This is a genomic window from Ammoniphilus sp. YIM 78166 (assembly GCF_004522215.1).
Taxonomy (GTDB): Bacteria; Bacillota; Bacilli; order Aneurinibacillales; family RAOX-1; genus YIM-78166.
Map to the genome: position 1 here is coordinate 951776 of NZ_SDLR01000001.1, position 26149 is coordinate 977924.

The 26149-nt window shown below is 44.7% G+C and carries 31 protein-coding genes and 3 pseudogenes; 31 read left to right on the forward strand and 3 right to left on the reverse strand.

Features of this window, described 5'->3' with window-relative positions:
• Positions 1-98: 98 nt before the first annotated feature.
• The 13 genes and pseudogenes from EIZ58_RS04675 to EIZ58_RS35050 all read left to right on the forward strand — a co-directional run bounded on the left by EIZ58_RS04675 (position 99) and on the right by EIZ58_RS35050 (position 8537).
• Positions 99-1196 carry an ABC transporter ATP-binding protein gene (locus EIZ58_RS04675; protein ID WP_240688946.1) on the forward strand — a complete coding sequence of 366 codons (1098 nt, stop codon included), beginning with the start codon at positions 99-101 and terminating at the stop codon, positions 1194-1196.
• Positions 1193-1813, forward strand: a complete 621-nt coding sequence (locus EIZ58_RS04680) for an ABC transporter permease (protein ID WP_134699329.1) — start codon at positions 1193-1195, stop codon at positions 1811-1813. Before EIZ58_RS04675 ends, EIZ58_RS04680 begins: the two co-directional genes overlap by 4 nt.
• Complete coding sequence (locus EIZ58_RS04685; protein ID WP_167577488.1) at positions 1750-2388, forward strand: ABC transporter substrate-binding protein; 639 nt, start codon at positions 1750-1752, stop codon at positions 2386-2388. The genes EIZ58_RS04680 and EIZ58_RS04685 overlap by 64 nt, the downstream gene beginning before the upstream one ends.
• 568 nt (positions 2389-2956) lie before the next feature.
• Positions 2957-3124 carry a DeoR/GlpR family DNA-binding transcription regulator gene (locus tag EIZ58_RS04690; RefSeq protein WP_240688947.1) on the forward strand — a complete coding sequence of 56 codons (168 nt, stop codon included), beginning with the start codon at positions 2957-2959 and terminating at the stop codon, positions 3122-3124.
• Between the two features lie 34 nt (positions 3125-3158).
• A complete protein-coding gene (locus EIZ58_RS04695; protein ID WP_134699332.1) occupies positions 3159-3416 on the forward strand; it encodes an HPr family phosphocarrier protein in 258 nt (85 codons plus the stop codon).
• Positions 3417-3543: 127 nt separating this feature from the next.
• Positions 3544-3975 carry an N-acetyltransferase gene (locus tag EIZ58_RS04700; protein ID WP_134699333.1) on the forward strand — a complete coding sequence of 144 codons (432 nt, stop codon included), beginning with the start codon at positions 3544-3546 and terminating at the stop codon, positions 3973-3975.
• A 74-nt stretch (positions 3976-4049) separates the two neighbouring features.
• Complete coding sequence (locus EIZ58_RS04705) at positions 4050-4334, forward strand: hypothetical protein (protein WP_134699334.1); 285 nt, start codon at positions 4050-4052, stop codon at positions 4332-4334.
• A gap of 652 nt (positions 4335-4986) precedes the next feature.
• Entirely contained in the window at positions 4987-5331 is a 345-nt protein-coding gene (locus EIZ58_RS04715; RefSeq protein ID WP_240688948.1) for a DUF3219 family protein, read from the forward strand.
• Entirely contained in the window at positions 5321-6313 is a 993-nt protein-coding gene (locus EIZ58_RS04720) for an LLM class flavin-dependent oxidoreductase (protein WP_134699336.1), read from the forward strand. The genes EIZ58_RS04715 and EIZ58_RS04720 overlap by 11 nt, the downstream gene beginning before the upstream one ends.
• 171 nt (positions 6314-6484) lie before the next feature.
• Positions 6485-7630 (forward strand): glycerate kinase, encoded by a 1146-nt coding sequence (locus tag EIZ58_RS04725; RefSeq protein WP_134699337.1) that lies wholly within the window; start codon positions 6485-6487, stop codon positions 7628-7630.
• A gap of 24 nt (positions 7631-7654) precedes the next feature.
• Positions 7655-7798, forward strand: coding sequence for a hypothetical protein (locus EIZ58_RS34325; RefSeq protein ID WP_240688949.1), 144 nt, complete (start codon positions 7655-7657; stop codon positions 7796-7798).
• A gap of 55 nt (positions 7799-7853) precedes the next feature.
• Positions 7854-7988 (forward strand): annotated as a pseudogene (locus EIZ58_RS35045) (pirin family protein); the annotation flags it as partial.
• A 42-nt stretch (positions 7989-8030) separates the two neighbouring features.
• The gene (locus EIZ58_RS35050; protein ID WP_370297623.1) at positions 8031-8537 is read left to right on the forward strand and encodes a pirin family protein; all 507 of its coding nucleotides are present in this window, start codon (positions 8031-8033) and stop codon (positions 8535-8537) included.
• Positions 8538-8569: 32 nt separating this feature from the next.
• On the opposite strand, the gene EIZ58_RS33080 is transcribed toward EIZ58_RS35050, so the two are convergent.
• Positions 8570-8722 carry a hypothetical protein gene (locus EIZ58_RS33080; protein ID WP_167577489.1) on the reverse strand — a complete coding sequence of 51 codons (153 nt, stop codon included), beginning with the start codon at positions 8720-8722 and terminating at the stop codon, positions 8570-8572.
• Between the two features lie 255 nt (positions 8723-8977).
• Here EIZ58_RS33080 and EIZ58_RS04735 point away from each other — a divergent pair, with 255 nt between their 5' ends.
• Complete coding sequence (locus EIZ58_RS04735; RefSeq protein ID WP_134699338.1) at positions 8978-9169, forward strand: hypothetical protein; 192 nt, start codon at positions 8978-8980, stop codon at positions 9167-9169.
• A 34-nt stretch (positions 9170-9203) separates the two neighbouring features.
• Here EIZ58_RS04735 and EIZ58_RS34330 read toward each other — a convergent pair.
• Positions 9204-9369, reverse strand: a pseudogene (locus EIZ58_RS34330) (response regulator); the annotation flags it as partial.
• A gap of 216 nt (positions 9370-9585) precedes the next feature.
• Between EIZ58_RS34330 and EIZ58_RS04745 the strand changes: the two are divergent.
• From EIZ58_RS04745 to EIZ58_RS04805, 12 genes and pseudogenes are all read left to right on the forward strand, one after another.
• Complete coding sequence (locus EIZ58_RS04745; protein ID WP_134699339.1) at positions 9586-9900, forward strand: hypothetical protein; 315 nt, start codon at positions 9586-9588, stop codon at positions 9898-9900.
• Between the two features lie 509 nt (positions 9901-10409).
• A pseudogene (locus tag EIZ58_RS04750) lies at positions 10410-11155 on the forward strand (SDR family NAD(P)-dependent oxidoreductase).
• A gap of 37 nt (positions 11156-11192) precedes the next feature.
• A complete protein-coding gene (locus EIZ58_RS04755) occupies positions 11193-11936 on the forward strand; it encodes an MBL fold metallo-hydrolase (RefSeq protein ID WP_134699340.1) in 744 nt (247 codons plus the stop codon).
• Positions 11937-12554: 618 nt separating this feature from the next.
• The gene (locus EIZ58_RS04765; protein WP_134699341.1) at positions 12555-13238 is read left to right on the forward strand and encodes a Crp/Fnr family transcriptional regulator; all 684 of its coding nucleotides are present in this window, start codon (positions 12555-12557) and stop codon (positions 13236-13238) included.
• Positions 13239-13651: 413 nt separating this feature from the next.
• Complete coding sequence (locus EIZ58_RS04770) at positions 13652-14074, forward strand: c-type cytochrome (RefSeq protein ID WP_134699342.1); 423 nt, start codon at positions 13652-13654, stop codon at positions 14072-14074.
• A 14-nt stretch (positions 14075-14088) separates the two neighbouring features.
• Positions 14089-15957 (forward strand): Sec-dependent nitrous-oxide reductase, encoded by a 1869-nt coding sequence (gene nosZ, locus EIZ58_RS04775; protein ID WP_134699343.1) that lies wholly within the window; start codon positions 14089-14091, stop codon positions 15955-15957.
• 61 nt (positions 15958-16018) lie between these two features.
• A complete protein-coding gene (locus EIZ58_RS04780) occupies positions 16019-16600 on the forward strand; it encodes a hypothetical protein (RefSeq protein WP_134699344.1) in 582 nt (193 codons plus the stop codon).
• Positions 16579-17889: a nitrous oxide reductase family maturation protein NosD gene (gene nosD, locus EIZ58_RS04785; RefSeq protein WP_134699345.1), complete on the forward strand. Its 1311-nt coding sequence runs from the start codon at positions 16579-16581 to the stop codon at positions 17887-17889. Before EIZ58_RS04780 ends, nosD begins: the two co-directional genes overlap by 22 nt.
• Positions 17886-18683, forward strand: coding sequence for a copper ABC transporter permease (locus EIZ58_RS04790; protein ID WP_134699346.1), 798 nt, complete (start codon positions 17886-17888; stop codon positions 18681-18683). The genes nosD and EIZ58_RS04790 overlap by 4 nt, the downstream gene beginning before the upstream one ends.
• The gene (locus tag EIZ58_RS04795) at positions 18680-19339 is read left to right on the forward strand and encodes an ABC transporter ATP-binding protein (RefSeq protein WP_134699347.1); all 660 of its coding nucleotides are present in this window, start codon (positions 18680-18682) and stop codon (positions 19337-19339) included. Before EIZ58_RS04790 ends, EIZ58_RS04795 begins: the two co-directional genes overlap by 4 nt.
• 2 nt (positions 19340-19341) lie before the next feature.
• On the forward strand, positions 19342-19701 hold the full coding sequence (locus EIZ58_RS04800) for a FixH family protein (protein WP_134699348.1): 360 nt from the start codon (positions 19342-19344) through the stop codon (positions 19699-19701).
• Positions 19702-19709: 8 nt separating this feature from the next.
• The gene (locus tag EIZ58_RS04805; protein ID WP_134699349.1) at positions 19710-20339 is read left to right on the forward strand and encodes a hypothetical protein; all 630 of its coding nucleotides are present in this window, start codon (positions 19710-19712) and stop codon (positions 20337-20339) included.
• A 97-nt stretch (positions 20340-20436) separates the two neighbouring features.
• On the opposite strand, the gene EIZ58_RS04810 is transcribed toward EIZ58_RS04805, so the two are convergent.
• Positions 20437-20682, reverse strand: a complete 246-nt coding sequence (locus tag EIZ58_RS04810; protein ID WP_134699350.1) for a hypothetical protein — start codon at positions 20680-20682, stop codon at positions 20437-20439.
• Positions 20683-21028: 346 nt separating this feature from the next.
• Between EIZ58_RS04810 and EIZ58_RS04815 the strand changes: the two genes are divergently transcribed.
• The 5 genes from EIZ58_RS04815 to EIZ58_RS04835 all read left to right on the forward strand — a co-directional run bounded on the left by EIZ58_RS04815 (position 21029) and on the right by EIZ58_RS04835 (position 26144).
• On the forward strand, positions 21029-21691 hold the full coding sequence (locus tag EIZ58_RS04815; RefSeq protein WP_134699649.1) for a CAP domain-containing protein: 663 nt from the start codon (positions 21029-21031) through the stop codon (positions 21689-21691).
• 280 nt (positions 21692-21971) lie between these two features.
• Complete coding sequence (locus tag EIZ58_RS04820; protein WP_134699351.1) at positions 21972-22985, forward strand: SIS domain-containing protein; 1014 nt, start codon at positions 21972-21974, stop codon at positions 22983-22985.
• 72 nt (positions 22986-23057) lie between these two features.
• A complete protein-coding gene (locus tag EIZ58_RS04825) occupies positions 23058-23795 on the forward strand; it encodes a GntR family transcriptional regulator (RefSeq protein ID WP_134699352.1) in 738 nt (245 codons plus the stop codon).
• Between the two features lie 100 nt (positions 23796-23895).
• A complete protein-coding gene (locus EIZ58_RS04830) occupies positions 23896-25200 on the forward strand; it encodes an ABC transporter substrate-binding protein (RefSeq protein WP_167577490.1) in 1305 nt (434 codons plus the stop codon).
• A 59-nt stretch (positions 25201-25259) separates the two neighbouring features.
• The gene (locus tag EIZ58_RS04835) at positions 25260-26144 is read left to right on the forward strand and encodes a carbohydrate ABC transporter permease (protein ID WP_134699354.1); all 885 of its coding nucleotides are present in this window, start codon (positions 25260-25262) and stop codon (positions 26142-26144) included.
• Positions 26145-26149: the final 5 nt, after the last annotated feature.

Below are 26149 nucleotides of genomic sequence, written 5' to 3' on the forward strand. Positions count from 1 at the left end.
TATTTCCATATATATGCAAGTCTAATTTTTGAGTAACTCGTTATGTGACACAAATAGATTATGATATTCAAACCCCAGCAAATTATGGTTAAATAAAATTGAGAAAAAAGGAGGGGGGATTCAAACTGTCACCTTACATCCTCGAACTATTAAATCTGAGTAAATCTTATGACGACCATTCTGTCATTCACGGCATTAGTCTACAGGTTGGTTTGGGGGAGTTCCTAACCCTATTGGGTCCGTCCGGCTGTGGGAAAACCACGACCTTACGTCTCTTGGCGGGATTTGAACAGCCAGACGAAGGAGAAATCCGAATGGAAGAAAAGGATATTATTCCTCTGCCGGCCTACAAACGGGATGTGAACACCGTTTTCCAAAACTATGCACTATTTCCTCATATGAATGTGTTTGACAACATCGCCTTCGGTCTTAGGATGAAGAAAGTTTCGAAATCGGAGCTGCAACAACGTGTAGCCCACATGCTGTCCCTGGTGCAAATGAGTGAATACGCCAAGCGAAAGCCGGAGCAGTTAAGTGGGGGACAGAAGCAAAGAGTAGCCATTGCCAGAGCCTTGGTGAATCAACCGAAAATTCTCCTGCTTGATGAGCCGCTAGGCGCCTTGGACCTCAAGCTTCGTAAACAAATGCAAGGGGAGCTGAAGCATCTGCAGCAGAAATTGGGAATTACGTTCATTTATATCACGCATGATCAGGAAGAGGCCTTGACGATGTCGGATCGGATTGCGGTGATGAATCAAGGAAGGATCGAACAGATCGGAACTCCGGAAGACATTTATAAGCGCCCCAATTCTCGTTTTGTTGCCCACTTTATTGGGGAGGCCAATCTTTTGGAAGCCCGTATCGAATCCCTTGAAAAGGAAACCATGCTGATAAAGTGGTTGGACTACCAATTTTGCTTGCCTCGATATCCCTTCTGTAAGGAACAGAGTCTAGTTCATCTAGCTATTCGCCCTGAACATTTGAGACTTTACCCTAGGGCACAAGTAACGTCTCCGATGATCCCAGGAACCTTTCAATCCCGAACCTATGCAGGTGCTTTTTACAAAACCATTGTTTCCATACAGGGAACCGAACTCATTGTCCATGAGACCCCTGAAGATACGGTTCCACTAACTAAAGGGGATCAAGTCTATCTTTCTTGGAGTCCACATAATCTGATGGTGGTGGAGTCATGATGATTGTTCCGTTTATCGTATGGATGCTTGCTTGTTTTGTCGTCCCCATAACCTTGGTTTTATTTGTTAGCTTGATGTCCAAAGGGATATATGGCGGGATCGACTATACCTTCACCTTAGAAAACTACCTCCGTTTATTAGACCCCATGTATCTTCACATTCTCGGCAAATCGGTATTCCTTTCTGGATTCGTAACGCTCTTATGCTTACAGTTTGGATACACTTTTGCTTATCTGGTGGCCAGGTCCCCAAAGAAATATCGGAATCTATTATTGTTTCTCGTCATTATTCCTTTCTGGATGAATTCTCTGATTCGGACCTATGCCTGGATGGTATTGCTCCGAACGGAAGGAGTCATCAATACCCTGCTGATGCAATTCGGATGGGCGAATCAGCCATTGGCGCTTCTTTACCATGATGGAGCTGTTCTGATTGGATTAGTGTATACGTTGTTTCCGTTTATGGTTTTACCCTTGTATGCTTCCATTGAAAAACTGGATCCTGCCTATTTGGAAGCAGCTAACGATTTAGGAGCAAGCCCGTGGAGGACGTTTTGGAACATTACGCTGCCTTTAACGTTTCCAGGGCCTCCGTGGCGGGCTACAAGGACTTGTTAAAAGACGAGTTTAAGCATGCGTTAGTGGTTCCGGATGATATGCGCAGCATGATTGGGGTAGCCAATCTGCTCCAAGGCCAATCATTGAATACGACCGAACCAGCGGTGCTAGAAAAATCCAAGCAGCTGCTTCTTGAGCTGCAGCCTCAAATCAAAGTATACGATAGCGACAGCCCGAAGACACTGCTCATCAATGGGGAAGTCACAGCAGGCATTGTGTGGGGAGCCGAAGCCTACCTGGCCAATCAGGAAAACCCAGCCATCCAAACGGTTCTAGCGGAAGAAGGAATGGAACTATTCCAGGATAACTTTGTCATACCTAAGGGAGCCCCTCACAAGAAAAACGCCGAGCTGTTCATTGACTTTATCCTGCGTCCCGAAATCAGCGCGGAAATTTCCAAGGAATTTCCCTATGCCAATCCAAATGTAGCTGCTCATCATTTGATTGATCCACAAGTTTTAAACGACCCGGCCGTCTATATTCCTGCTGATGCGATGAAAAGAGGGGAGTATATGACCGCCTTGGGTGAGGCGACGAAAATCTATGACCGCATTTGGTCGGAGGTTAAGCAGTAAATAGAATGTATAACCTTCTGGGAGTTATACGATCCACGCAATAAAGGATATTCACCGTAATAAAGAAGTATAAACTCTAAAATCTCGCGAAGGGCAATCAACTGCAAGACATTGGTTGTCCTTTTACCATTTCGTATTATTTCCAGTTTTTTGATATAATTAATGCACTACGGGACAAGTGGATGGTGGAATCATGTCTTGAGATAACCTGGGCAGATCGCTCGGATGAGGTACCAAATGCTCGCGGTTCGTGCCCTGAATCGGGCGTTCGCACTTAAGCCAAAGAGAATCGATACAGAGGGATATTGGTTCCGTTATTTGGGTAAAATCCTGAGTTTTTTCCTGATTATGAAGAAAATAATGTATTCCATGTCCGATCATTGCCCCAATGTAGCGTTTTTAGAGGAAATAGCGTACTCTATGTCCCTAAATCCCTCTAGAGTATCCTTGTGATAAATACTGTGGGTCTAAATGGTTCAGAAGAGGTTTGGACAGTGGACGATAGAATAGAAAAAATAATTATCAAGCTGTTAAATGAAAAAGTATCTCACTGTAAAAGATGATAGGGATGGCAGATCAAGTGATCTTGCTTGCCGACGCTAGCAAATTTGGTGTTCAAGCCTTTACACGCGTGGCTGATCTAAACCAGATCCATTCGATCATCACAGACAATCGAATTTCATCAGACACCTTAAGTCAGCTTAAAGAACGCTCGATCTCCATACGGACAGTTTAACCTGGTAGGGGATTTTCGGGAGGAGGAACTAAGCATGCTTGTTAAGGATCTCACGGTCAAGTTAAAGCAGGGCTTGCACGCAAGATCTGCTACCCAGTTTGTCAAAGCCGCGGCTTCCTTTAGTAGTAAAATCGAAATCATCAAGCAAGATCAAAAAACGGATGCAAAAAGTATACTAGGGATTATGTCGATGGCCGTTTCCAAAGGGGAAACCATTACACTGACTGCCCAAGGGGAAGATGAGCGGGAAGCGATTGATACGTTAGCCAAAATTCTTTTAGAAGAGGAATAGAGTTCCATTCTCGGGACTCTTTTTTCGTATAATGAAAAAGAGGAGTACACCTTGGTCTGTAAGGAAGTAGGGCAGAAATTCGTCTAACATAACAGTAATAATGATCAAAGTCGGGAGAGGGTATTCCATGATAAGACCTTTTAAGAATGAAGACATGGATCCTGTCTTAGAAATATGGCTTAACGGATCCTTGCAGGCCCATGAATTCATTGATTCATCCTATTGGCACGCAGCAAAGACGCAGATGAAAAACGAATATATCCCCCTGTCAGACACCTATGTAATTACTGAAGACGCAAAGCATGTGTTAGGTTTTGTTTCGATGGTTGGTGATTATCTCGCGGCCCTGTTTATTGATTGTGCGCAGCAAAACAAAGGCTACGGAAAGCGACTGTTAGATTTCATGAAGGAAAAGCATGAAAGGCTGGAGTTGAAAGTCTATCAGAAAAATACGAGCGCCGTAGAATTTTACCTAAGAAACGGATTTGAAATAACTGGTGAGAGCATCGATGAATCCACATTGGAAAAAGAATGGAAGATGTCGTGGATGAAAAATTAAGCTAAAAACGTGCGAAGGCCTATCGGTTATTGGATGGGGCCTTTTTCCAAAGTTTGGTGAAAGGCGGGGTACAGTTGTATGGGATCATCCTATTCCTATCTTTCTTAGCTTCTACAGTGATTACTGTTGCTACGAAAAAAAAGACAACTAACAAATGGTTAGGATTGTTCATAGCTTTTGGTGTAAACACCTTTACTTTAATCACCTCGACGTTGATCTTATATCAGTTTGACGAGGAAACAAGATGGTTTGGCATGGGGCATTCTGGCCTTTATGTGTTGATTCTTTGCATCCCCCTTATCACATGGCTTAACTACTTCAGTGGGGAATTGGTAGAAAGGTTGAAGAAACGCGAATGAATTAGTACTTAATCATTTCCCACAAAGGATCGATATTTGGTTCAGGGGTTAATTAGAAATATAAATTTGGGATACCCTAAATAAAGAACCAAAATGAGCCGAGGTGAAACGTTGATGATTACAAAAAGGCACTTTTTCTTTAATTTAGCGCTAGTCATTATTCCCTGGTTTACGCTGCTATTTATAGGGAAAAAAAGTTGGAAACGGTACTCCTTTTCAGGCCTTTTTATCGTCATTTTTGAGATCATCAATCATTTGTATGGTCACCAGCGGAAGTGGTGGAAGTTCTACGATAAAAGAAAATCCTTCCTTAGAGACGAGCTTCCCTTTAGTGTAGGACCCTATATGCCAATTTGTATGTGGCTACTTAAAATTTCGTATGGTAATTTTAAAAAGTTTGTTTGGCTGAATGCTGTCGCCGATGGTTTCTTTGCCTTTTTTCTCATAGATCTTCTTAAAAAATTAAGAATCATCAGACTCAATCGGTTGAATCATATTCAGTTTTTTATATACTTGAACTATAAAGCCTACTTATTATATGGGGTACAGTATTTATTTGAAAAATTGAGAACTAAACACAGCTAAGAATCCCCAAAAGAGCGATAAGTCGATTATTGCTCTTTTTTCTCATGTCCCCATGGGTGGCTTCGAAGTGAGCAAAAAATTGAAAGGAAGGAGCTCCAGTTTGGATATGGAAGTGTATGTAAATGAAGTTAAAATTAACGCTACGGGCTTTCAAGAACAAAGGATCAACGATCCGAAAACAGGAAAACGTTTATATCAGATCAGCTTTGACTTTAAAGTGAGAAGCGGAGAAGACTATCACCATATTACCACCTTATTATATAAAGAGCGTTTCGATGTGAAGGTTCCTGAACGAAATCTTGAATTCAGAGGAAGCATTGTGAACTACTCAACTTCGATTACGAATCTTTATCAGGAAAACAAAGTTGGAGATTTTTCGTTGGCGCTGATGGAGATAAACCATGAAGCTTAGCATTCTAGACCAAGCTCCCCGTCCATCTGGTATCGGCGCACGAGAAGCCTTGCAAGAATCCATGAAGCTTGCCCAACTAGGGGAAAAATGGGGATACACTCGCTATTGGATCGCGGAGCATCATGATTTGGCTGGATTAACCTGTTCAGCTCCGGAAGTCATGCTTGGCTACATCGGAGCTCATACAGAACGAATTCGACTTGGATCCGGAGCGGTGTTGTTGCCGCATTATCAGCCTTATAAAATAGCGGAAACATTTAATTTGCTTGCTACTCTTTTCCCGGATCGCATGGATGTCGGAATCGGTCGGGCGCCAGGGGGTTCGGCAGAAGCAGCCATCGCACTTTCCGGCAATTTTTTGGAGCATGTACGCCACATGCCTGGATCCTTAAAGGAACTCCTTCACTTTATTCATCACGATTTTCCATCAGACCATATGTTTTCGAAGGTGGCGGCATCTCCTTTGCCTGAGGTTCCGCCCCACGTATGGCTTTTGGGTACAAGCGAAAAAAGCGCCAGATTAGCAGCAGACAACGGAATTGCTTATGCATTTGGACATTTCATGAGCGAAAAGGACGGACCGGATATAGTAAATACCTATTATCAGCATTTCAACCCCATGGGTCGATTGCCTCAACCGAACGCTATTGTGGCCGTTTCCGTGATATGTGCCGAGACCACAGAACAAGCACAACAGCTGGCACTAAGTGAACAGATGTGGAAACATCAGTTAGCCAAGGGAGATGGATCAAATGGGATTCCTTCTATAGAAGAAGCGAAAGATTATTTTAAAGGAATGGAGAAGGGGCTACATTCAGGCCCGCAAACGGTAATAGGCAATCCGAGGGAAGTAAAAGAACAATTGTGGAACATCCAATCTCTTTACCAAGCCGATGAAATTATGATGGTCACTATTACCAATTGTTTTAAAGATCGGGCTCGATCCTATGAGTTGGTAGCGGAGGAGATATTTGGAGGATGACACGGGTCATATGTACGGCTAGGGATGCATCAAAACTTACTGTAACTCTGTTGAGCTTGGACAGGCTATGATAAAATAAAGTCATGCAAATTTTATGATAACAAACTGGTGGAGCATGAGAAACAGTTGTTTAAGATCCTAACAGATTCGTTTAAAAAAGGCGGTAGAAAAATGAAAATTGTCATTGCACCAGATTCGTTTAAGGGAAGCATGTCGGCTTGGGAAGCATGTGCTGCGATTCAAAATGGAATAAAAAATGTATTACCGGATGCGGATCTGCACCTGATTCCGGTTGCGGATGGGGGCGAGGGGACGATGGATAGTCTTGTGACCGCAACCTCAGGTCATAAGGTAGAAGTTACCGTTACTGGCCCCTTATCTGAACCGGTAACCGCGGCTTACGGAATTCTTGGCGATCAGGAAACCTGCGTGATTGAAATGGCGAGTGCCTCAGGGTTATGTCTCGTTCCGAATGAGCAGCGCAATCCGATGAAGACCACTACATTTGGAACGGGGGAGCTAATCAAGAGCGCTCTAGATGCTGGCTGCAAAAAATTCATCTTGGCGATTGGCGGAAGCGCCACCAATGACGGTGGAATCGGGATGCTTCAGGCCTTGGGCATGAGATTGCTAGATTCCGAGGGAACGCCCATCGGGTTAGGTGCCCAGGAGCTCCACAGGATATCTAGAATCGACACCCAGAAATTCGACGCGCGAATAGCGGGAGCCGAATTTCTGATTGCGACGGATGTCCAAAATCCTCTTGTTGGCCCGCAGGGTGCATCTTTTGTATTTGGCCCGCAAAAAGGGGCTTCAGCTGAAATGGTTCACGTTTTGGACGACTATTTGAACCACTGGGCTAATCTCATTGAAGCCCATAGCGGGATACGTCTACATGACTTGCCGGGAGCAGGAGCAGCGGGCGGAATAGGCGGAGCCTTTCAAGCTTTCTTCCCGTCGCAGACGAGACGCGGAATTGACATCGTAATCGAGTATACCAAGCTCGCAGAGACGATGGAAGGAGCTGACCTTGTTATCACGGGAGAAGGCCAAATTGACTACCAGACCGCATCAGGCAAAACACCGATGGGGGTAGCACAAGTAGCTGCCAAGAAAGGGATTCCCGTTTTTGTTCTTGCGGGCTCCATTGGAAAAGGCATTGATACGCTTTATCAATACGGCATCCACAGTATACATAGCATTGTAAATGCGCCCATGCCTTTGCAGGAAGCAATGGATAAAGGGAAGGAATTGCTTTCGCTTACAGCGGAACAGGTGCTTCGTACTTATGTAGCCTCACTTCATCCTCGTCCGTAACAAAACTTGAAAGGATGATCTAGGATGACAACTTTTCGTACGATTGAAGGAACCTATAGAGGGACGCCTTTTCAAATGGTAGGCAATGGGTTTCGGGTATCAAACTACTTTCCCTCAGGAAATAAGCTGCAACAGCGCATAAGTCCATTTATTTTGCTGAGATTATAACTCTCCTTATGAGTTCACGCCGACCTCTGAGCCAAGAGGGGTAGGTGCGCATCCCCACCGAGGCTTCGAAACGGTGACCATTGCCTACGAAGGCTATGTTGAACATCATGACAATGCTGGAAACCATGGGGTTATTGGCCCGGGCGATGTACAGTGGATGACCGCTGGATCTGGGGTATTGCATAAAGAATATCACGAAAAAGCCTTTGCGCAGAGGGGCGGTGTGCTCCACATGATTCAGCTATGGGTCAATCTCCCGAAACAGCATAAAATGACTCCACCCCGGTACCAAACCCTGTCGAAGGAACAAATGGGACATGTTGACCTGCCAGACCAAGGGGGAACCGTGCGAATTATAGCTGGCGAATTCGATGGGGTAAAGGGACCCGCTCGAACTTTTACCCCTGTTCATCTCTTTGATATTACGTTTAAAGCGCACGGTAAAGCTCGTTTTGCCCAACTGGCTTCCTTCAACACAGCTATCCTAGTCCTTTCTGGCAAGGTAAAATTTAACGATACAGAGCTTGCCTCGGAAGGGGATTTTATCCTTTTTAATAATGAAGAAGGAGACATCCTCCTAGAAGGAACTACGGATCATGCCATGGTGATCGTCCTGAGTGGACAGCCGATAAATGAACCCATGGTTCAGTATGGCCTCTTTGTCATGAATAGCAAGGAAGAGATTAAACAAGCCTATGAGGATTTCCAAGCAGGAAAATTGGGCAATCCTGACTTTTAACACATGAAGCACAATCTACGGATTGTGCTTTTTTAAGTGCGTGCGGTATCTCTTAATTCTAGCCTGCCATTTTGGAAGGAAACCGATAAACGATGCAGATGAGGGGCCACATCCTCTCGATAGTAAATAGTCAGATCGTTTACCTCGGTCACAAAATCTCCGCTCTTGAACTCATCCAGAGTCAATTTGAAAGAGGAAAGTCCTCAAGTACTTTTCTCGCTATATCCAATGCGAACACCGCTCTTGACACGCTTCCTCATCAATTGCTGCAGAAATTCACTAGCATCATCTGTCATCATCATAGTATAAATCCCCCTTTTAGCCCTTGTGTTTATTATATAGTATTGAAATTCAGAAGTTCTAACAAATCCAAACCGATGGGGCACAGAAAACATAGAATGTAAGCGTGATCGTTATCTAAGAAAGGGGAGGGGAAAAGCTTGCATATTCCTTCCGGTAAGCGGGTCAAGGTGAACGTTTGGGAAAAAGGGTTATCTTTTATAGGAAAAGTGAAGAAATGGGATTTGGAGGAAGTGGTGATTCTTCAGGTGATCACAAACCAGGAGTGGAAGTTTCCTTATCAAGAAATTATTAGAGGGAAAGTGAAGATCTCTAAGATGGAAGTAAGCTAATTAATAGCCCTGTCCACTTGTGTGGATAGGGCTGCAGAATTCCCCGTATATCAAAAGGCTTAGTGATATAATCATCTGCTCCTAGCTCAAGTCCGAGAACCTTATCAACGATATCATCTCGAGCCGTTAACAGTAATCTCTTTACAAAGCTCAGATCCCGACGTATCTGAAAGCATAAGATCTAGCAGGATAATATCAGGCAACCACTCTAGGTAAGGAAATAAATTGAAACAAATGATCAGTAAAATACGTCTTAATTAATAGTATGGATACGCTACGAAAAGGAGCTAGGCACGTGAAGAAAATAGTAATACTACTGCTAGCCATGACTGTTTTTCTGATAGGTTGTTCAACAGGAGAAACAACTAAGGAATCCCTCGAGCTAAGAATTACGAATATGAATTCTTCTCTGGGGCTTGTTTAAAGAAGATCCGGCATACCAAAATTTCGGATACGAAATCACCATTGAAAATGTTTCTTCCGTTCCCGTTGATGTAGACTATGTAGAGCCTGTTATTTTGAACAATGTGAAAATAAGGTTGAAGGAGGAAACCGATCTAAGACTATCCATCAATGCGGTAATGAATAAAAATGATTTCATAACCTTGAAAAGGAATGTATTAATTAAAGCTGATGATTTAACAAAAGAAGAGATGTCTTCTTTTAAGATTATTGAAGGGGTCATGGTATACATGAAAACAGGCGAGCCCTATTTTGTGAAATTGAACTAAGAATTAATTCCATAAACTTACACAATACTTAAACCCACCAATCCTCATATAATTAACTCATCAACTGAGGTTAGGTGGTCTATATGCTCAAAATTACAAAAAATTGGGTTATCGGAACTGTATTGGGAAGTTTGCTCCTCACAGCTTCCTGACGAGAGATGGGACACTAAACGTAAACTAATCGGAATGAAGCAATTCCAATATAAAAACGGAAAGCTTGAATTTGAATCCGAACTAAAATAAGAACAATTAGGAGGAGCCACCCATTTGTGCGCTCCTCCTCTTTTTGTTGTTGTTTAATCAAGCCTATTTCTCGCCGAAACTGGTGCTGCTGCGCTTAAGCCGAGAAACATGACGTTCGAAGAGGCGACTACGGTACTGTATGAAAAAGTAAGAAGGAAAAACAGCTTTGAACTTAAGTTCAGTTTTTCTGAACCAAACAATCAATTCTTTCAATTATACAAATATCAGGTGAAAATATACAATCAGCTAAAAGGAGATGATCATCTATGGATTTGAAAAACAAAGTCGCTCTTGTTACCGGCCCGGCGGCGGCACCGGTATTGGCCGGGCAACCTGCTTTGCACTGGCTGAGCGAGGGGTACTTGTTGCTGTCAACTATTCGCGCTCTAAAACAGAGGCGGAAGAAACGGCACATACGATTAATCAAAAAGGAGGGTGTGCTATAGCCATTCCTGCCAATGTTTCAGTGGATCAGGAAGTACGAGGGATGGTGAATCAAATCGTACAACAATTTGGCACCATTGATTTGCTTGTGAATAATGCCAGCATTACACGGCACATCCCGCTGAATGATCTGGATGCGGCAATGGAGGAGGTATGGGACGAACTTTATGCTGTGAATGTCAAAGAGATGTATTTCTGCGCGCGAGCCGTTTCCCCTTTCCTAAAAATGAAGAAGCAAGGAGCGATCGTTAATCTAGGCAGTATAGCAGGACAAACAGGAGTAGGCTCCTCTCTTCCATACGCTGTATCCAAAGCAGCAGTTCATGGTCTAACTAAATCGCTGGCACACGCGCTTGCTCCAGATATTAGAGTCAATAGCGTTGTTCCAGGCGCCGTCTCAACAAGATGGTGGGAGGGAAGGGAGGAACAGATGAAGAGGTTAGCTCCTAAACTTCTATTGCAGCAGATTGCAACACCTAAAGATATCGCTCAATTGATCTGTGCAATCTTGGAACAAGAAGCCATGACAGGGCAAATCCTTACAGTGGATAGCGGTCAAACGTTATAGGCCGTGAAACTACAAGAGAAAAGGCGGACTGAAATCTATGCTAATCCAGAAACTGCCTTGGGCAGGAATTCTCGTGAAAGACGATGAAACCACCATCGTGATAGATCCCTTATATCATGTAAATACGAAGTTTTTTGGGGAACCTCTAGAAGAGTTTTACCCACTCGATGATTTCTACAAACCGGAGGCGGTATTTGTTACCCACCTTCACTCCGATCATTTTGATCCCAAAGGAATTGAACAGTTTTATGGTAAATCTATACCTGTCTATGTGCCAAAAGAGGATAATCACGCCACTCCTATAACTCCTCTTCACAATGTTCAAGGGGTAGGAGAAGGTACAACTGTAAAAATAGGCAAAATGTCCATTACGTCCACTTATTCCGTAGATGGGTTGGGAGATCAGCAAGTAGCTTGGATCGTTGAAGCTGAAGGAAAGAAACTCATTCATTGCGGGGATACATTATGGCATGGGTATTGGTGGAAAATATGTGAAAAATTCGGTCCATTTGATGTTGCGTGTTTGCCCATCAACGGCGCTATCCTATCCGTCTCTGAACTCACACCAAGTGGGCAGCCCATTTGTTTGACCCCCGAACAGGCTGTTTCAGCTGCCGTTATCTTAAAAGCCAAGGCTCTAATCCCTATCCATTATGGCGCTTTTCACTCACCTCCGAACTATAGCCAAACTGAAAATGCTACTGAGAGGTTGATATCCAGTGCTTTATCAAACCAGATTCATCCCGTCCTTTTAAAAACGAAAGAATGGTATGAAGTATAGTCAAGAGTAGGGGGTGCATCTACACCTCCTTTCACTCTTTTGCAGATTGGACAGGCTATGTAAAAGAGCCAGGAGGTGAATGAAATGAGTTAATTCTTGATAGGTCCCGAAAAGAAAAGGACAAGCGGTGAATGGCTCAATCTGGCATTGGCACACGAGTGATGAACACAAATTTGAATTGTGGGATGGATTAGTGATCGTCACGCCAGAAGGATCCTGCATCACTTTGAATTACAGTTCCTTTGCGTCGCAAGTGGAAAAAAACGTGCTCGAACCTATAAGCTGCGATTTTAAGCGGACACACGATCCCTTATATAACTCTGAACCGCCACTTTGAACATCTTAGAGGACATAGGATCTTTTACTAGAAATTCATCAAAAATGAGCTTCATTCCTCAAAATAAAGGAACCCATGTCCGAACAAACCCAGAAACCCCTCCTCATGGCCACATAACGGACCTCATGTCAGAAAAACAGCCCATCGATCAGCTTACAGAGGGCTTATAGTCTGTTCACACATTTTTAAGAAAGAAGGGGAAATTGGTGACATAAATCACGACTTCGCTTCCCTTTTGCTCTCTATAATGAAGACAGACTACATCGCAGGAGGAAAAAACTATGGACACATGTTCACCGCCGTCCCTCTTTACAGAGGAATCCCTGACTAAATTGATGAAAAAAATGATTATGAAACCATTCAAAGCAAGATCTCCGATATTCAAGGCGGGGGAGGCTGCTGGCCGGCTCTACTATATCCGCCACGGGCGCGTATGGATCAAGAGGAAGGCCTTCGATCGCAAGGATTTTATTCTTCACCTTCTTCACGAAGGCGATGTCTTTAGTACGATTTATCAAATGAAGGATCTAAGTGCCCGGGCCTTAACCGATGGCGAAATTGGAATCTTGGATCAAGCGTCTTTAGATGAACTTTTATGTGAGGAAGGAAGCTTGGCTGTGGAGTTTACTCATTACCTCGAGTCTTCGAGGCGTGCGGCTGAATCCAAATTAAGAGATCTCATGTTTTTTGGAAAGCGCGGAGCCTTGTGTTCTATCCTGATTCGGTTGGCCAAGAACTTTGGCAAGCCTGTAGAAGAGGGGGTGCAGATCACCATCCGATTAACAAACGTGGAACTCGCTCTCCTTGCGGGCTCCTCACGGGAAAATGTGAACCGAATGATCAGTGACTTTCGACAGCAAGAGATTATTGCGTTCAAGAATGATTATATTGTTATCCGGAATTTCAATTATTTAAAGAAAATGTGTCAATGCCTAGACTGTCCTCTTGAAGTTTGTCGAATTTAGTGGATATCCGACATGAACTGCATGTCTGCCCGGACACTCGATCCCTTATTTCCCCCAGAACAGCTGATGTGAACCTGCTAGAGGACATAGGGTCCTCTATTTGGCCGTAACACGTGAAAAAAGAGCATCATTCACTTAAATAAAGGAACCGATGTCCGCACAAACCCAGAAACCTATCCTCATGCCCCCGTTAACGGAACCCAGGTCCGTAAGGCGATCCCCTTACCCTATCCAAGGTAGACCCCCTGGATAGGTTTTTTTATGTCCAAATTATGACACTCTCCCTTTTTGTGATGCCTATCACAAACAAATATCCACACTTGTCATATTCTAGAGACATCTCAGTGAGAAACAAGGTCGAATCCGGATTCAACGACACAGACAGATTGTTAATAAACTAGAGGAGGTTTGAAATGGGCAAAAAAGGGATTCAATTTATCCTTGGATTTGTAATTGCCTTTGGACTTGGATACTTGATTTATCAAGGAGTGGGTCAGAAGCCAGTCGAAGTGGCCGATACGCCAATAACGGAACCTGCCCCGGCAAGCACATCCACACAGCCAGCATCTACGACTACAGCCGAGGCTGACGTATTCGTGCAAAAGGGCTGCCTAGCTTGCCATGCGGTATCCGGTCTTGGTTTGGATGGGGGAGTGACGGGACCCGACTTGTCGCAGTCGTTTTTGAATGTGGAAGATAAGCATGGTGTACCGCTGGATGAGTTCCTGAAGAAGCCGACATCGGCCGTGATGTCTGGCGTAATAGGCGGCAACCCGCTGACTGACGAGGAGCGTCAAGCCTTGATCGAGGCCTTAAAGAAAGCATCGGGACATTAGGGGAGGGTTAGGAGATGAAGAAGTGGTTTCCAGTTGTATCAGGTATTACGGCGGGTTTTTTGGCTGCAACGGTGTTTTTCGCAGACTTTAATGTAGGATCGAAAACGGTGGCCGTGGACCCAGCCAAGAAAAGCAATGCCGAAAAAGTGTATGTGCCTTTTGGTGAGAAGGATGAGTATTACTTATTTGCTTCAGGCGGGCATTCCGGGCAAATGTTTATCTACGGCGTGCCTTCCATGAGACATATTCGTACCGTTCCCGTCTTCTCGCAGGATTCCGCCACGGGTTACGGATGGGACGAGCATACGAAGGAGCTGATGGGCGGTTATACCTGGGGAGATTTACACCATCCGGCATTTTCCGAGACCAATGGAGATTATGACGGAAAATGGATGTTCGCCACCGATGTCGGAAACAGCCGGGCGGCTGTAATGGGACTTGATTCCTTTACCGTCCGCGATATTATCAGCGTACCCAATACCAGCGGACCGCATTGTGCGGCCTTCGTTACCGAGAATACCGAATACATTTTCTTGCCTACCCGCTTTGCCGTTCCGTTAGGCAGTGAGTATGCTTCCTTGGATGAATACAGTGAGAAATACCGTGGCGTAATGTCTGCTGTCAGTTTTGATGAAACAACAGAAAAATTGGGTGTCGCTTGGCAAGTCGCGCTTCCACCTTGGTCCTATGATCTGTCCGATGCAGGAAAAGGGATGTCAAAGGATTGGGCGGTGCTGACAACCTATAACACCGAAGAAGCCACCACCAACTTAGAAATCAATGCCTCTCAGGCGGATCGAGATTACATTGTTCTCTTTAACTGGAAGGAACTTGAGAAGATGGTGGCCGATGGCCAATTTGATGAAGTGAATGGGCAAAAAATCATTTTCCCGGAAAAGCATAAAGGATCGATTTACCTTATTCCAGTTGCAAAGTCTCCACACGGGGTAGACGTCACGCCAGACGGAAAGCGATTCATTGCTTCCGGTAAGCTGGCTCCAGCGATGACGGTATTCTCGTTTGAAAAAGCCTTTGCTGCTATTGGAAACAAGGACTTTTCTGGAGAAAGAAACGGAATCCCTGTCTTGAACTATGAATCCGTCATGGAACGAGAAGTCAATCCGGAAAATGCATTAGGGCCATTGCATACGCAGTTCGATGATAAAGGCATGGCTTATACGACGATGTTCATTTCCTCTGAGGTCGTCAAGTGGGATCCGAATACTGGAGAAACGCTGGATCGTGTAGCGGTTCAATATTCGCCTGGACACTCTGTCGCTGCGGAAGGGGATACCATGAGTCCCGATGGAAAGTATTTGGTTGCCCTTAACAAAATTGCCAAGGACAGCTACCTGTCAGTTGGACCATCCCATCCGGAATCGATGCAGCTAATTGATATCTCCGGAAAAATGGAAGTCATCCAATCGGCGCCTGTAAACCCGGAACCGCATTATGCGCAAATGATCAAAGCGGACAAAATCAAGACGTTTACCGTCTATCCGAAGGATGAGAATCGACCGAACTCCGTTTGGAAGCAAGAGGACACGCGCATTGAACGCATTGGGGATGAGGTCCATGTTTACGGGATTGCCATGAGATCGAAGTTTATCTTCGATGCCAAATCCCAGCGACCCGACGTCATTGAAGTCAACGAAGGGGATAATGTGGTGCTTCACTTAACGAATATTGACCTAGATCAGGATATTACGCACGGTTTTGCCATCAATATGCATGACATTAACATTGAAGTGCAACCGGGCCAAACCAATACATTGAAGTTTAAAGCAGACAAGGCCGGAACGTATCCGCTGTACTGCACGAACTTCTGCTCGGCGCTGCACCAGGAGATGACGGGGTATCTTCTCGTCAAGCCGAAACAGTAACGAGGGAGTGGGGATCAGGTCACGATCCCTCCTTCTCTCTTAAGGAAAGAGGAATAAAACCATGGATAAGAAACTTTCCCTGTCCTCATCGGTCCTTGTAACCATAGCCTCTTTGCTTTTGTTTGCTAGTCTTTACTTTCCTTGGTGGGGGATGCAATTTATAGCTCCACAATATCCGGAAGGACTGGATATTATCGTCTATCCCCATAAATTGGAGGGGCAGGTCGACATTATCAATGGCCTGAATCACTATATCGGGATGAAGGAGTTTAGTGAAAAAAATTTCCCAGAGTTAAACTACTTACCCTATGTGATTGCCGGGTTGGCTCTTCTCGTTTTAATCAGCGGATGGTGGAGAAGATGGAAGGGATTGGCCGCGGTAGCGATGCTCTATGCCGTGGGAGGCGTCCTGGGCATTTACGATATTCACCGCTGGCTCCGAGACTTCGGTATGAACTTAGATCCGAGGGCACCGATTAAGATAGATCCTTTCGTTCCTCCGGTTTACGGGGAAAATCAGATCGCCAACTTTATCACGTACAGCTATTTTTCTATAGGCTCATTTCTGCTGGGAGCCTCATTCCTAATCATACTTTGGGTTCTGTGGAAGGAGTGGCAAACATGTTCAAGAAAAGCATCCTGACAGCGGGCTTGTTCTGTGCCTTGTTTACCGCTTCTCCCGTTCAGGCCAGCGCGGACCTGCAGCGGTTGGTAGACCAGACGGAGGAGGGTGGGGTGCTCACCTTACCCGCCACTGCTGTATATGAGGGAAACGTGGTGATCGATAAGCCCATGACTCTTCGCGGGGAAGACGGAACGGTTATTCGAGGGGATGGAAAAGGCAATGTCATCACGATTAAAGCGCCCGGTGTCCGGATCGAAAGACTTCATGTAACCGGAAGTAGCTTTAGTCGAAATTCAGAAGAGGAATATGCCGCTATCAAGGTCATGTCGGATGGAAACATCCTCAAAAATCTAACCATTACCAATTCCTACCACGGTATTTATCTGAGTGCAGCGCATTACAACCAAATCACTCAAACGACGATTATGGGCCAAGGAGCTCAAGAAATCGCGGGTCAAGGAAATGGGATTCATGTCTATTATTCGAACCACAATCAATTTAACCACAATACCATCTCCCATATGCGGGACGGCATGTTCTTCGATTATTCCAATGACAGTCAGGTCATAGCCAATCGCGTCAGCCATAACCGGTACGGCCTCCACTACATGTATTCGGATCGAAACGTCTTGGCGGAGAATGAATTTAGCTTCAACGTGGGAGGGGCGACGCTTATGCATTCCAAATCGATCCGCCTCGAGAAAAATCGATTCACGCTTCACCAAGGAACGCGTTCTTTTGGCGCGATGGTTCAAGCTTGCGATGACAGTGAGATCACAGATAACGTTTTTTTCTATAATCAGCGGGCTCTTTATATTGATCAGTCTCAGCGAAACCGCATTTCCGGCAATCAACTGATGAATAATCACGTCGGAATCGAGTTGTGGGCCAGTTCGGCTGGTCAGTTTTTCAGTGACAACCACTTTGAACGCAATACTGCACCCGTCCTCTTGATTGGCGGACAAAGCACCAACCATTGGAGCGAGAATGGAAAAGGAAATAGATGGGGAAATGACTATCCCATGATGGATCTAAACCAAGATGGGATTGGGGATTTGCCCGTTCAATATAGTTCAACCCTTTATAAGCTAATTGAAGAAAATGAGTTGGTTTACTTGTTCCTCAATAGTCCTGCGGTTAGAGTTTACGAGCTTCTTGGACGTTTCTCCCAAAATCATATGGTCATGATGGAGGATCCTCATCCCCTCATGCCGCTAAAACGGTCTTTGCCACTGAGGTGGATGGTCCTGGGCATTGCGACGATTATGGGCGTATGGCTAAGCCGGCGAAAGGAGGTCAAACGATGATTTATATTTGGAAAGAGCTGATGGAGCAATCCCGTGGAAAAGGATTATGGCTGTCTTTGACTATGCTAGGTACGGTTTCGTTGTTTCTCTTGCTTCAAGTTCAATCGTACCCGGCAGAACAGGGCTTTACCGTCTTCCTGATTTCCCTTTATGAAGTGAATGTGCTGCTCCTTCCTTTGCTTTGCCTGTTTATCGGCTCTTTTTCTTTCTGGCAGGAAAAGGAGCAACGAACGCACCTCATCCTCTTAGCCAAGCGAGAGTCTTATCGTGGCTTTCTCCTTAAGAAAAGCATGGCGATACAGGTCGTGATGATGGGCATGATCACCATATGGCTATTTACCCTGGCTCTCCCCATGAAATGGCTGTTTGCGTTTGAGGTTTATTCGTTTTTAGCCTTTTGGTGTTCGACGCTCGTGTTATCGATCATCTTCTCGCAAATGGGAGTATTCTGGGGGAGTGTGGCAGCCAACCGGATGCAAATCGTCGGGATGAACTTGTTCAGCTGGTTTTTCTTTCTCTTCTTGGTCGATTTGGTGACTCTGTTCTATCTTCCTGCGGTATCTTATGAAAACATCAAGGCATTTTCATTCGTTTATTTTCTAAGTCCGATCCACGCGCTTCAAATCTTTTTGGAAACCTCTATCGGGTTGTTTCCGATTAACCATATGTCGCGTCTCATGGAGCGGTTAATCTGGATGCCTCCCGTCGGCTTTATGCTAATCAATCTAGTTGCTTGGACCATGGTGCTGTTTGAGTGTTCCGTTCGCATAGGAAGAAGGGGGAGTCATTTATGATTGATATTCAGGGCTTAACCCAGTTTTATCGCAGCAAGCGTATCCTCCACGATGTATCGCTACAAATTGGTCAGCATGAAATTTGTGCCTTAGTCGGCCGGAACGGGGCGGGAAAGTCCACCTTAATTCATTCCATGCTTGGGATCTTACCGATCCGGACGGGAACGATTCACATAGCGGGCATTTCTTCTAACGAGGAAGGATGGAAGAAAAGAGTGGCCTATCTGCCGGAGAAATTCCAGCTCTACCCCCACTTGACGGGAGAGGAGAACCTGCGTTTTTTCGCTTCCCTTGAAGGCGAGGCCAGAGAGGAGAAGCTCGAGGAATGCTTGCGAATGGTCCAACTTTGGGATGCTCGAAAGGAAAGAATTAAGGGCTATTCCAAAGGGATGCTGCAGCGGCTGGGACTAGGAGTGATGCTGTACTATCCTGCAGATATCCTTATTCTCGATGAACCGACAAGTGGTCTTGATCCCATGGGGAGAACTGAGATTCTAAATATTTTAAAATCGCTACAAGACAAAACGATTCTCTTTTCCTCGCACCACATGGATGAAATTAAACAAATATGCACCCACGTGGCTTTTTTACATGAACAAAAAATCACCAAGTATAAGATGGACTCTTTCGATATGCAGTCCTTAGTCAGGGGGTAAAGATGAAAAAGCTAAAGGTTACCGTCGCTTCACTGCTTGTCTTGATTCTAGCTGGATGTAGCGGCGGAGCGGATTGGCAAGGCACCATCGAGCCGATAACATCTTATACCGATCAGGGCGTTCCTTTCAAGCTCCATATCCAAGAGGGAGGCAAAGGAATAACCGGGTTAGAGATTGAAGCGGAACTCGAGATGAAGCATATGGACCACGGATCTGTTCCTGTAAGTTTTGCCGATCAAGGAGACGGCATCTACGAAGGGATAGGGCAGGTACCGATGGGCGGGGATTGGATTGCTGTAGTATCAGCAACGGACGGAAAACGGAAAAAGGAGCTTATTTTACCTTTCACGATAAAGGAGTAGTGGATTAGATGAAGGAAATATTGATTGCAGTTATGATGTTGTCTATTGGGATTCTTATGGTTGGCTGCTCGCAGGAGTCCAGTCGTGGGCCTTCTTCCGTCGCTACGATTAACGGGGAGGGCATTACCGGAGAGGATCTCGCTTTTTACGAATTAATTAACCAGATTCAGCTTGAGATGAACCGAGAGGCGGATCGTGGGCGGTATACAGGTCAAGAATTGGAGGCGGCAATGAAGTTTTGGGATCAACGAATGGAGGAAACAAAAGAACGCAATTTGCTTCTTACTCAGATTATACGCCTCCGTGCTGTAGCTCTACTTGCCCAAGAAAAAGGATATACCCCCCAACCGGAAGAGGTTGAGGAAGGTCTGATGGAAGCGAAAAAGGCCTATCAAACTTCACCGGTTGCCATGAAGCTCATCCAGGGCTATGGAGAGGAAAAATTTTGGGAACAGCAGGAAGTTCAGCATGAGAGGATTGTACTAGTAAAGAAGGTTCAGCAAGACATCCTAGCTAACGTGAAGCGAGCCAATCCGGAAGCAGCCGGCAATGAACTCGTAATGCTCGCCGAGAAGAAGTATGAAGAATTGTTGGTTTCCCAGGTAGGAAGCTTAAATATCTTAATCGCCAAGAAGTAGATTAAAGGATTTATGTCTTGTCTAGCCGGACACAGGAGTGGCTTGCTCACATTAAATGACAAACAGAAAAGGCCTGCCGCTGGGCAGACCTTTCTTTTTATTGCATTCGCTTAGCTTGTGCTTTCGCTAGATCCTGTTGAATTTCTGCTTGAACTTTATGCGCTCTTGTCCCGGCAAATCCTGGTTGTAAGATATCCTGATAGGTGGGAGGAACGACTGGCGCTGTATCCCTCGCGATATCCTCTTTCACTTCTTGTACATTGGTCATCGAAAACTCAGCATTAAGTATGGCACCTGCACTAGGATCTTGATTTTCTCCATTTGGATAGGGATTGGGATTCATAAGGTTTGCTCCTTTTTGTCGAGATAAGGTTAGCTTTTCCTCATTCCTAAGTATTCTTGCAAGGTTTGCAGTTTTACCTGTCGGCAAAGAGAGTTCAATGTAAAATTTGTTCATTCTGAAGACGGCGCGGGTATTCTCCTTTAACTCCAGCTTTTGACTCTTCTAACAAGATCTGATTGAATCTTTATCGTCACCAAGGAAGAATTTGCGTGTTTACTTTACCTAGCAATCTTTTCTATTATAGTAGCAACTCTATTGACCCATAAAAAGTAATAGAGTTGCGAAAGTATAAGAGTACCAACTAGATTCAACATATGGAGGAGAGGAAAGCATGCTCAAAAAAGCGATGAAACGAACGATGATTGTAACTGCATCTGCTGCACTTCTAGCTATCGGCTTGTCTTCACCTAGCTATGCTGCAACCGAGAACACAACGAGAACGTATTATACTTTCACATGGAATGGCTATCAATTTAAAGTTCCTATTGTCTATCAAGTTCAGCCAACTCAACCGAAGCAAACAACACCGGTACCGACGCAAACCACGCAACCGACACAGGCGCCGGCACCTACACCTACACAGACGACTCAACCGACACAAACGACTCAACCGACATCGACTGTCGTGTCTGAAGTGCAACAAGTTGTCAATTTAGTTAATGCGGAAAGAGCAAAGGCCGGTCTGGCACCATTGAAGGTGAATACCTCCTTAGCCAACGTAGCGAAAGTAAAAGCTGAGGACATGCGAGACAACAAGTATTTTTCCCATACTTCACCAAAGTATGGATCACCATTTGATATGATGAAATCTTTTGGAATCAAGTACTCCACTGCCGGTGAAAACATCGCCGCAGGACAAAAAACTCCAGAAGAAGTGATGAAGGGCTGGATGAACAGTCCTGGTCACCGAGCGAATATCCTTAGCAGCAACTTTACCGAAATTGGCGTAGGCCTAGCTAAGGGTGGAAGCTACGGAACCTACTGGGTACAAATGTTCATGAAACCATAAGAGTGCCTGTCACTCCCCGAATATTGTCGAATGTAGAGCCTTTTCTTCCAGATTCAAGTCCTTCTTGGGTCTGGGGAGAAAGGCTCTTTATTATTGCCGACAAATTAAAATCCAACTTTTCAAATAAGGTTGAGATCAATGCAATAAAAATATATTGATTTTTTAGAATAGATGTTATATTTTAATATCAGTAACCAATATAGGAGGTAATAGTAATAAGTCAAATGGTATATACCATTTAGGTTTAACTCAATCAATCTAACTAATCTGGAGGTCGACTATGCTGAATTTTGACAGGGAAAGGTTTTTACGCATCCAGCAAGGAGCTGTCGCTTTGAAGGAACAGATTGATGAAGTCATTGATCAGCTAAGCACAAAAGGATTCGAGAATCTATTTTTTATAGGTTCTGGTGGTGCGGCCATTCTCATGCAGCCAGCTGCTCATTTTCTGAGGAAGCATACTGATCTGCCTGTGTTTACCGAGATGGCTTCGGAACTTATGCTCCTGGACCTAGCGCAGTGCAATGGTAAGTCCTTAGTTGTGTTGCCTTCACTATCTGGGACCACAACAGAAACTATTGCAGCTGCCGAGTATTGTAAGGCAAAAGGGGCGGTGACGATATCGCTCGTAGGACATGCCGGAACCCCTTTAGCTGAAGCGACAGACTATACATTTATTAACTTTGCGGAAGATGATACGTCTTGTGAATCTTTTTATCTGCAAACGTATTTGCTGGCTGCACGGATCCTGTATAACCGCGGGCAATTCTCTGACTATGAAAGGTTTGTAAGTGAAATGACAGCACTTCCTCCACTGTTGATTGGGGTAAAGGAAGCCACCGAAGAGAAGGCTAGGGAGTTTGCCGCGAAGTATAAGGACGAAGCCTATCATATTTTAGTTGGATCTGGTAATTCATGGCCGGAAACCTACTACTATGGGATGTGTATCCTTGAAGAGATGCAGTGGATCAAAACAAGACCCGTCCATGCGTCTGACTTTTTCCACGGCACGTTAGAACTCGTCGAATCTGACACCAGTCTTTTGCTGCTCAAAGGGGAAGACTCAACACGCCCATTAATGGAGCGAGTACAAAAATTCGCTGAAGGTTATACTAAAGAGTTGACGATCTTCGATACAAAGGATTATGAACTTCCAGGGATATCGGATGACCTCCGTGGATATTTTTCACCCATCGTACTCGCAACCCTATTGGAACGAGTCAGCAGTCATCTGGAGAGGATAAGGAATCATCCCTTGACGACGAGAAGATATTATAGAAGAGTGAAGTATTAGCCCCTTGACAGAATCGTCAGACTATTATAAACTAAACTCAAATCGGTATATACCAATCAGGAGTTGTAGAGTATGAGTCGAATCCATCGTGAAGATGAGGATATCCCTTACTATAAGGTTCTAAAAGACAAGATTATAGAAGACATCGAGAGCGGAAAGCTAAACCATGGGGATAAGCTGCCATCTGAGAGGGAACTGGCTGAACAGTTCGGGATTAGCCGAATGACGGCGAGGCATACTCTTTCCATCTTAGAAAGAGAAGGGTTAGTGGAGCGCAGAGTCGGCGCGGGCACCTTTATCACCAACAAACGAATTGAATTAGACACCATTACGTTTAACAGCTTTTCCAAGAATATGCTGGGCAGAGGCTACATTCCAAGCACTAAGAAGCTATCTATTCAAAGAATTCCGGCAAAAGCAGTCTTAGCAAAGAAGCTTAGAATTTCTGAAGGGGAAGAGCTTATAGCAATCAAACGTCTGAGGCTCGTGAACGATACCCCGGTTGCCATCGAGGAATCCTGTATCCCTTATAAGTATTGTGTAGGCATTGAGGACTTGATCCAAGAGGATGCATCACTATACCAATTGCTAGAGGAGAAGTTTGGCATTGTGCTCGTCCGAGCACAGGAATATATGCAAGTCACCTTTTGCGACGAATCAGAAAGTAAACTGTTGCGAATTAAAACGGAAAGTCCATGCATTTTACTAGAGGCCGTGGCCTTTGACAAGGAGGAGCGAGAAATCGAGTTTTCCAGGTCTATCACGCGAAGTGATATCGTAAGATACTATTCGGAATTGCGCCTTAGATGATTTTTGTTTTTTTAGAGGAAATGGTATATACCATTAGTGCAAAGCCACTAGGTAACGGAATAATGCTGTAGCAATGAAAGAAAAAGAGGAGGGTTACATTTTGCTAAAACTAAACAAAAAATTAGCACTAGCCGCTACATTGATTTTTTCCTTACTCATCAACGGATGTTCCAGCACAACCTCGAATCCTCAGGATGCAGCAAAAGATGGACAGATCGAGTTAAAGTTTTTGCACAAGTGGCCTCAACCAGAATATGCTCCTTACTTTGATGAAGTAGTAAAGGACTTTGAGGAGAAAAATCCCCATATTAAGATCAAGATGGAAGCGGTTGCAGATGAGCCAATGAAGGATAAGCTCCGCGTGGTGATGGGGGGAGGAGCCGTGCCTGACATCACCTTCTCTTGGTCGGGTGAGTTTGCTCGAAAATTTGTCCGTTCGGGAGCAGCCCTGGATCTGACACCGCATCTGAACGCGGATCCGGAATGGAAGAACAGCTTTATCCCTGCCTCCTTACAGCCATTTACTTCGGACGGTAAGAACTATGGGATCCCTCTTCGTTTCAATGGCAAGTTCTTTGTCTATAACAAAGAAATCTTTGATAAGCATGGATTACAAAAGCCGCAAACTTGGGACCAATTCTTGCAGGTTCTTGACCAATTAAAGCAAGCGGGTGAGACCCCTCTTATTCTAGGAAACGCCAGTCCTTGGGCTGCCATTCATTACCTAACGGGCCTAAATCAAAAAATGATCGACACGAATGTAAGAATGAAAGATTATAATCCGAGTTCCGGTGAATTTACGGATCCCGGTTATATTAAAGCGATGGAATATTTAAAAAACTTAGAGGTTAAAGGGTACTTCAACAGCAATGTGAATTCCAATTCGCATGACATGGCCTCCCAATTATTCTATACAGGAAAAGCGGCGATCGTTTACCTGGAGTTAGAGGAGTTTCCTTTAGTAGAGGGTAGTCTCAATGCAGAGTGGGATTTCTTCCCAATGCCGGATATTACGGAAGGAAAAGGGAATCCGAAATATATTACAGGGGCTCCAGATGGGTTTATTGTCTCTTCCAAAACAAAGTATCCAGAAGAAGCTCTGGCATTCTTGAAGTTCTTGACCAGCAAGGAAAATGCAGAAAAAATGGTGAAGCAAATTGGCTGGCCTAGCCCGATTGATGGGGCTACGAATCCGGACACTGCACTAAAGCATGTGGTCGAAGGCGTACAAGTTATGAAGACGGCAGAGGGAATGGCTGAGTGGTTAGATACCGATGTTCATGCCAAAGTGGCGGATGTCTATTTGACCAATATTCAGTTGCTTCTAGACGGGTCAAAAACCCCTGAACAAATCATGAAAGAAGTTCAAGCCGTAGCACATGAAGTAGCGAAGGAAGTTAAATGATTCTAAAGGGTTGGTCGCCTAAGTAGGCGGCCGGCCCCCTCCAAGGAGGGAGAAGGAAGTTGAACTCATATCAATCTGCTCGAGCCGCACTCCCTTACATTGTACCCGCACTCCTTCTTGTCCTGATTTTCGTGTTTCTTCCGGTTTGCTTCAACCTTTATTACAGCATGTTCAGGTGGAACGCTTTTGAGATCAACCGGGTGTATGTAGGGTTAGAGTATTATGTGAGATTGTTTTCCGATCCAGTTTTTTATATCGCCTTAAAAAATAATGTCATCTACGCTGTGATCTCCATTCTATTTCAAGTCGGAGGTGGTCTCGTATTAGCTGCTGTACTGGAGGATAAGGTCATCCGAAGATGGCAAACGTTGTTTCGCACCATCTTTTTTATCCCCTCTGTAATATCCATTGCCGTAGTCGGGTTGATGTGGCAATTACTGTACAATCCTGACATCGGTTTAATTAACGGAGCCCTGCGGGCAATCGGTCAGAATGAATGGGCGCACGCCTGGCTGGCGGATAGCAAAACGGCCATCTATGCTGTCGTAGCGGTATCTCAATGGCAATTTACTGGGTATATGACCATGCTATTCTTAATTGCCATGCATAAAATCCCTGGAGAATTATATGAAGCATCCATGATTGATGGAGCCAATCGCATTCAAACCTTTTTTCATATTACGATACCACAGATCAAAGAAATGATTTTGGTAGGAACGATGATAACAGTCATTGGCGCCTTTCGAGTATTTGATGAAGTCTACGTCATGACCTTCGGAGGACCCGGGCGTTCCACCGAGGTCATGGGTACAATGCTTTATCGGGCTGCCTTCCGTAATGATGAGATGGGGTACGCTTCCGCCATTGCGACCATTATCTTTGTGGTCACTCTATCCCTATCTTTACTGCAAATGAAGCTGGCGAAATCTGGACAGGAGGACTAGGGCTT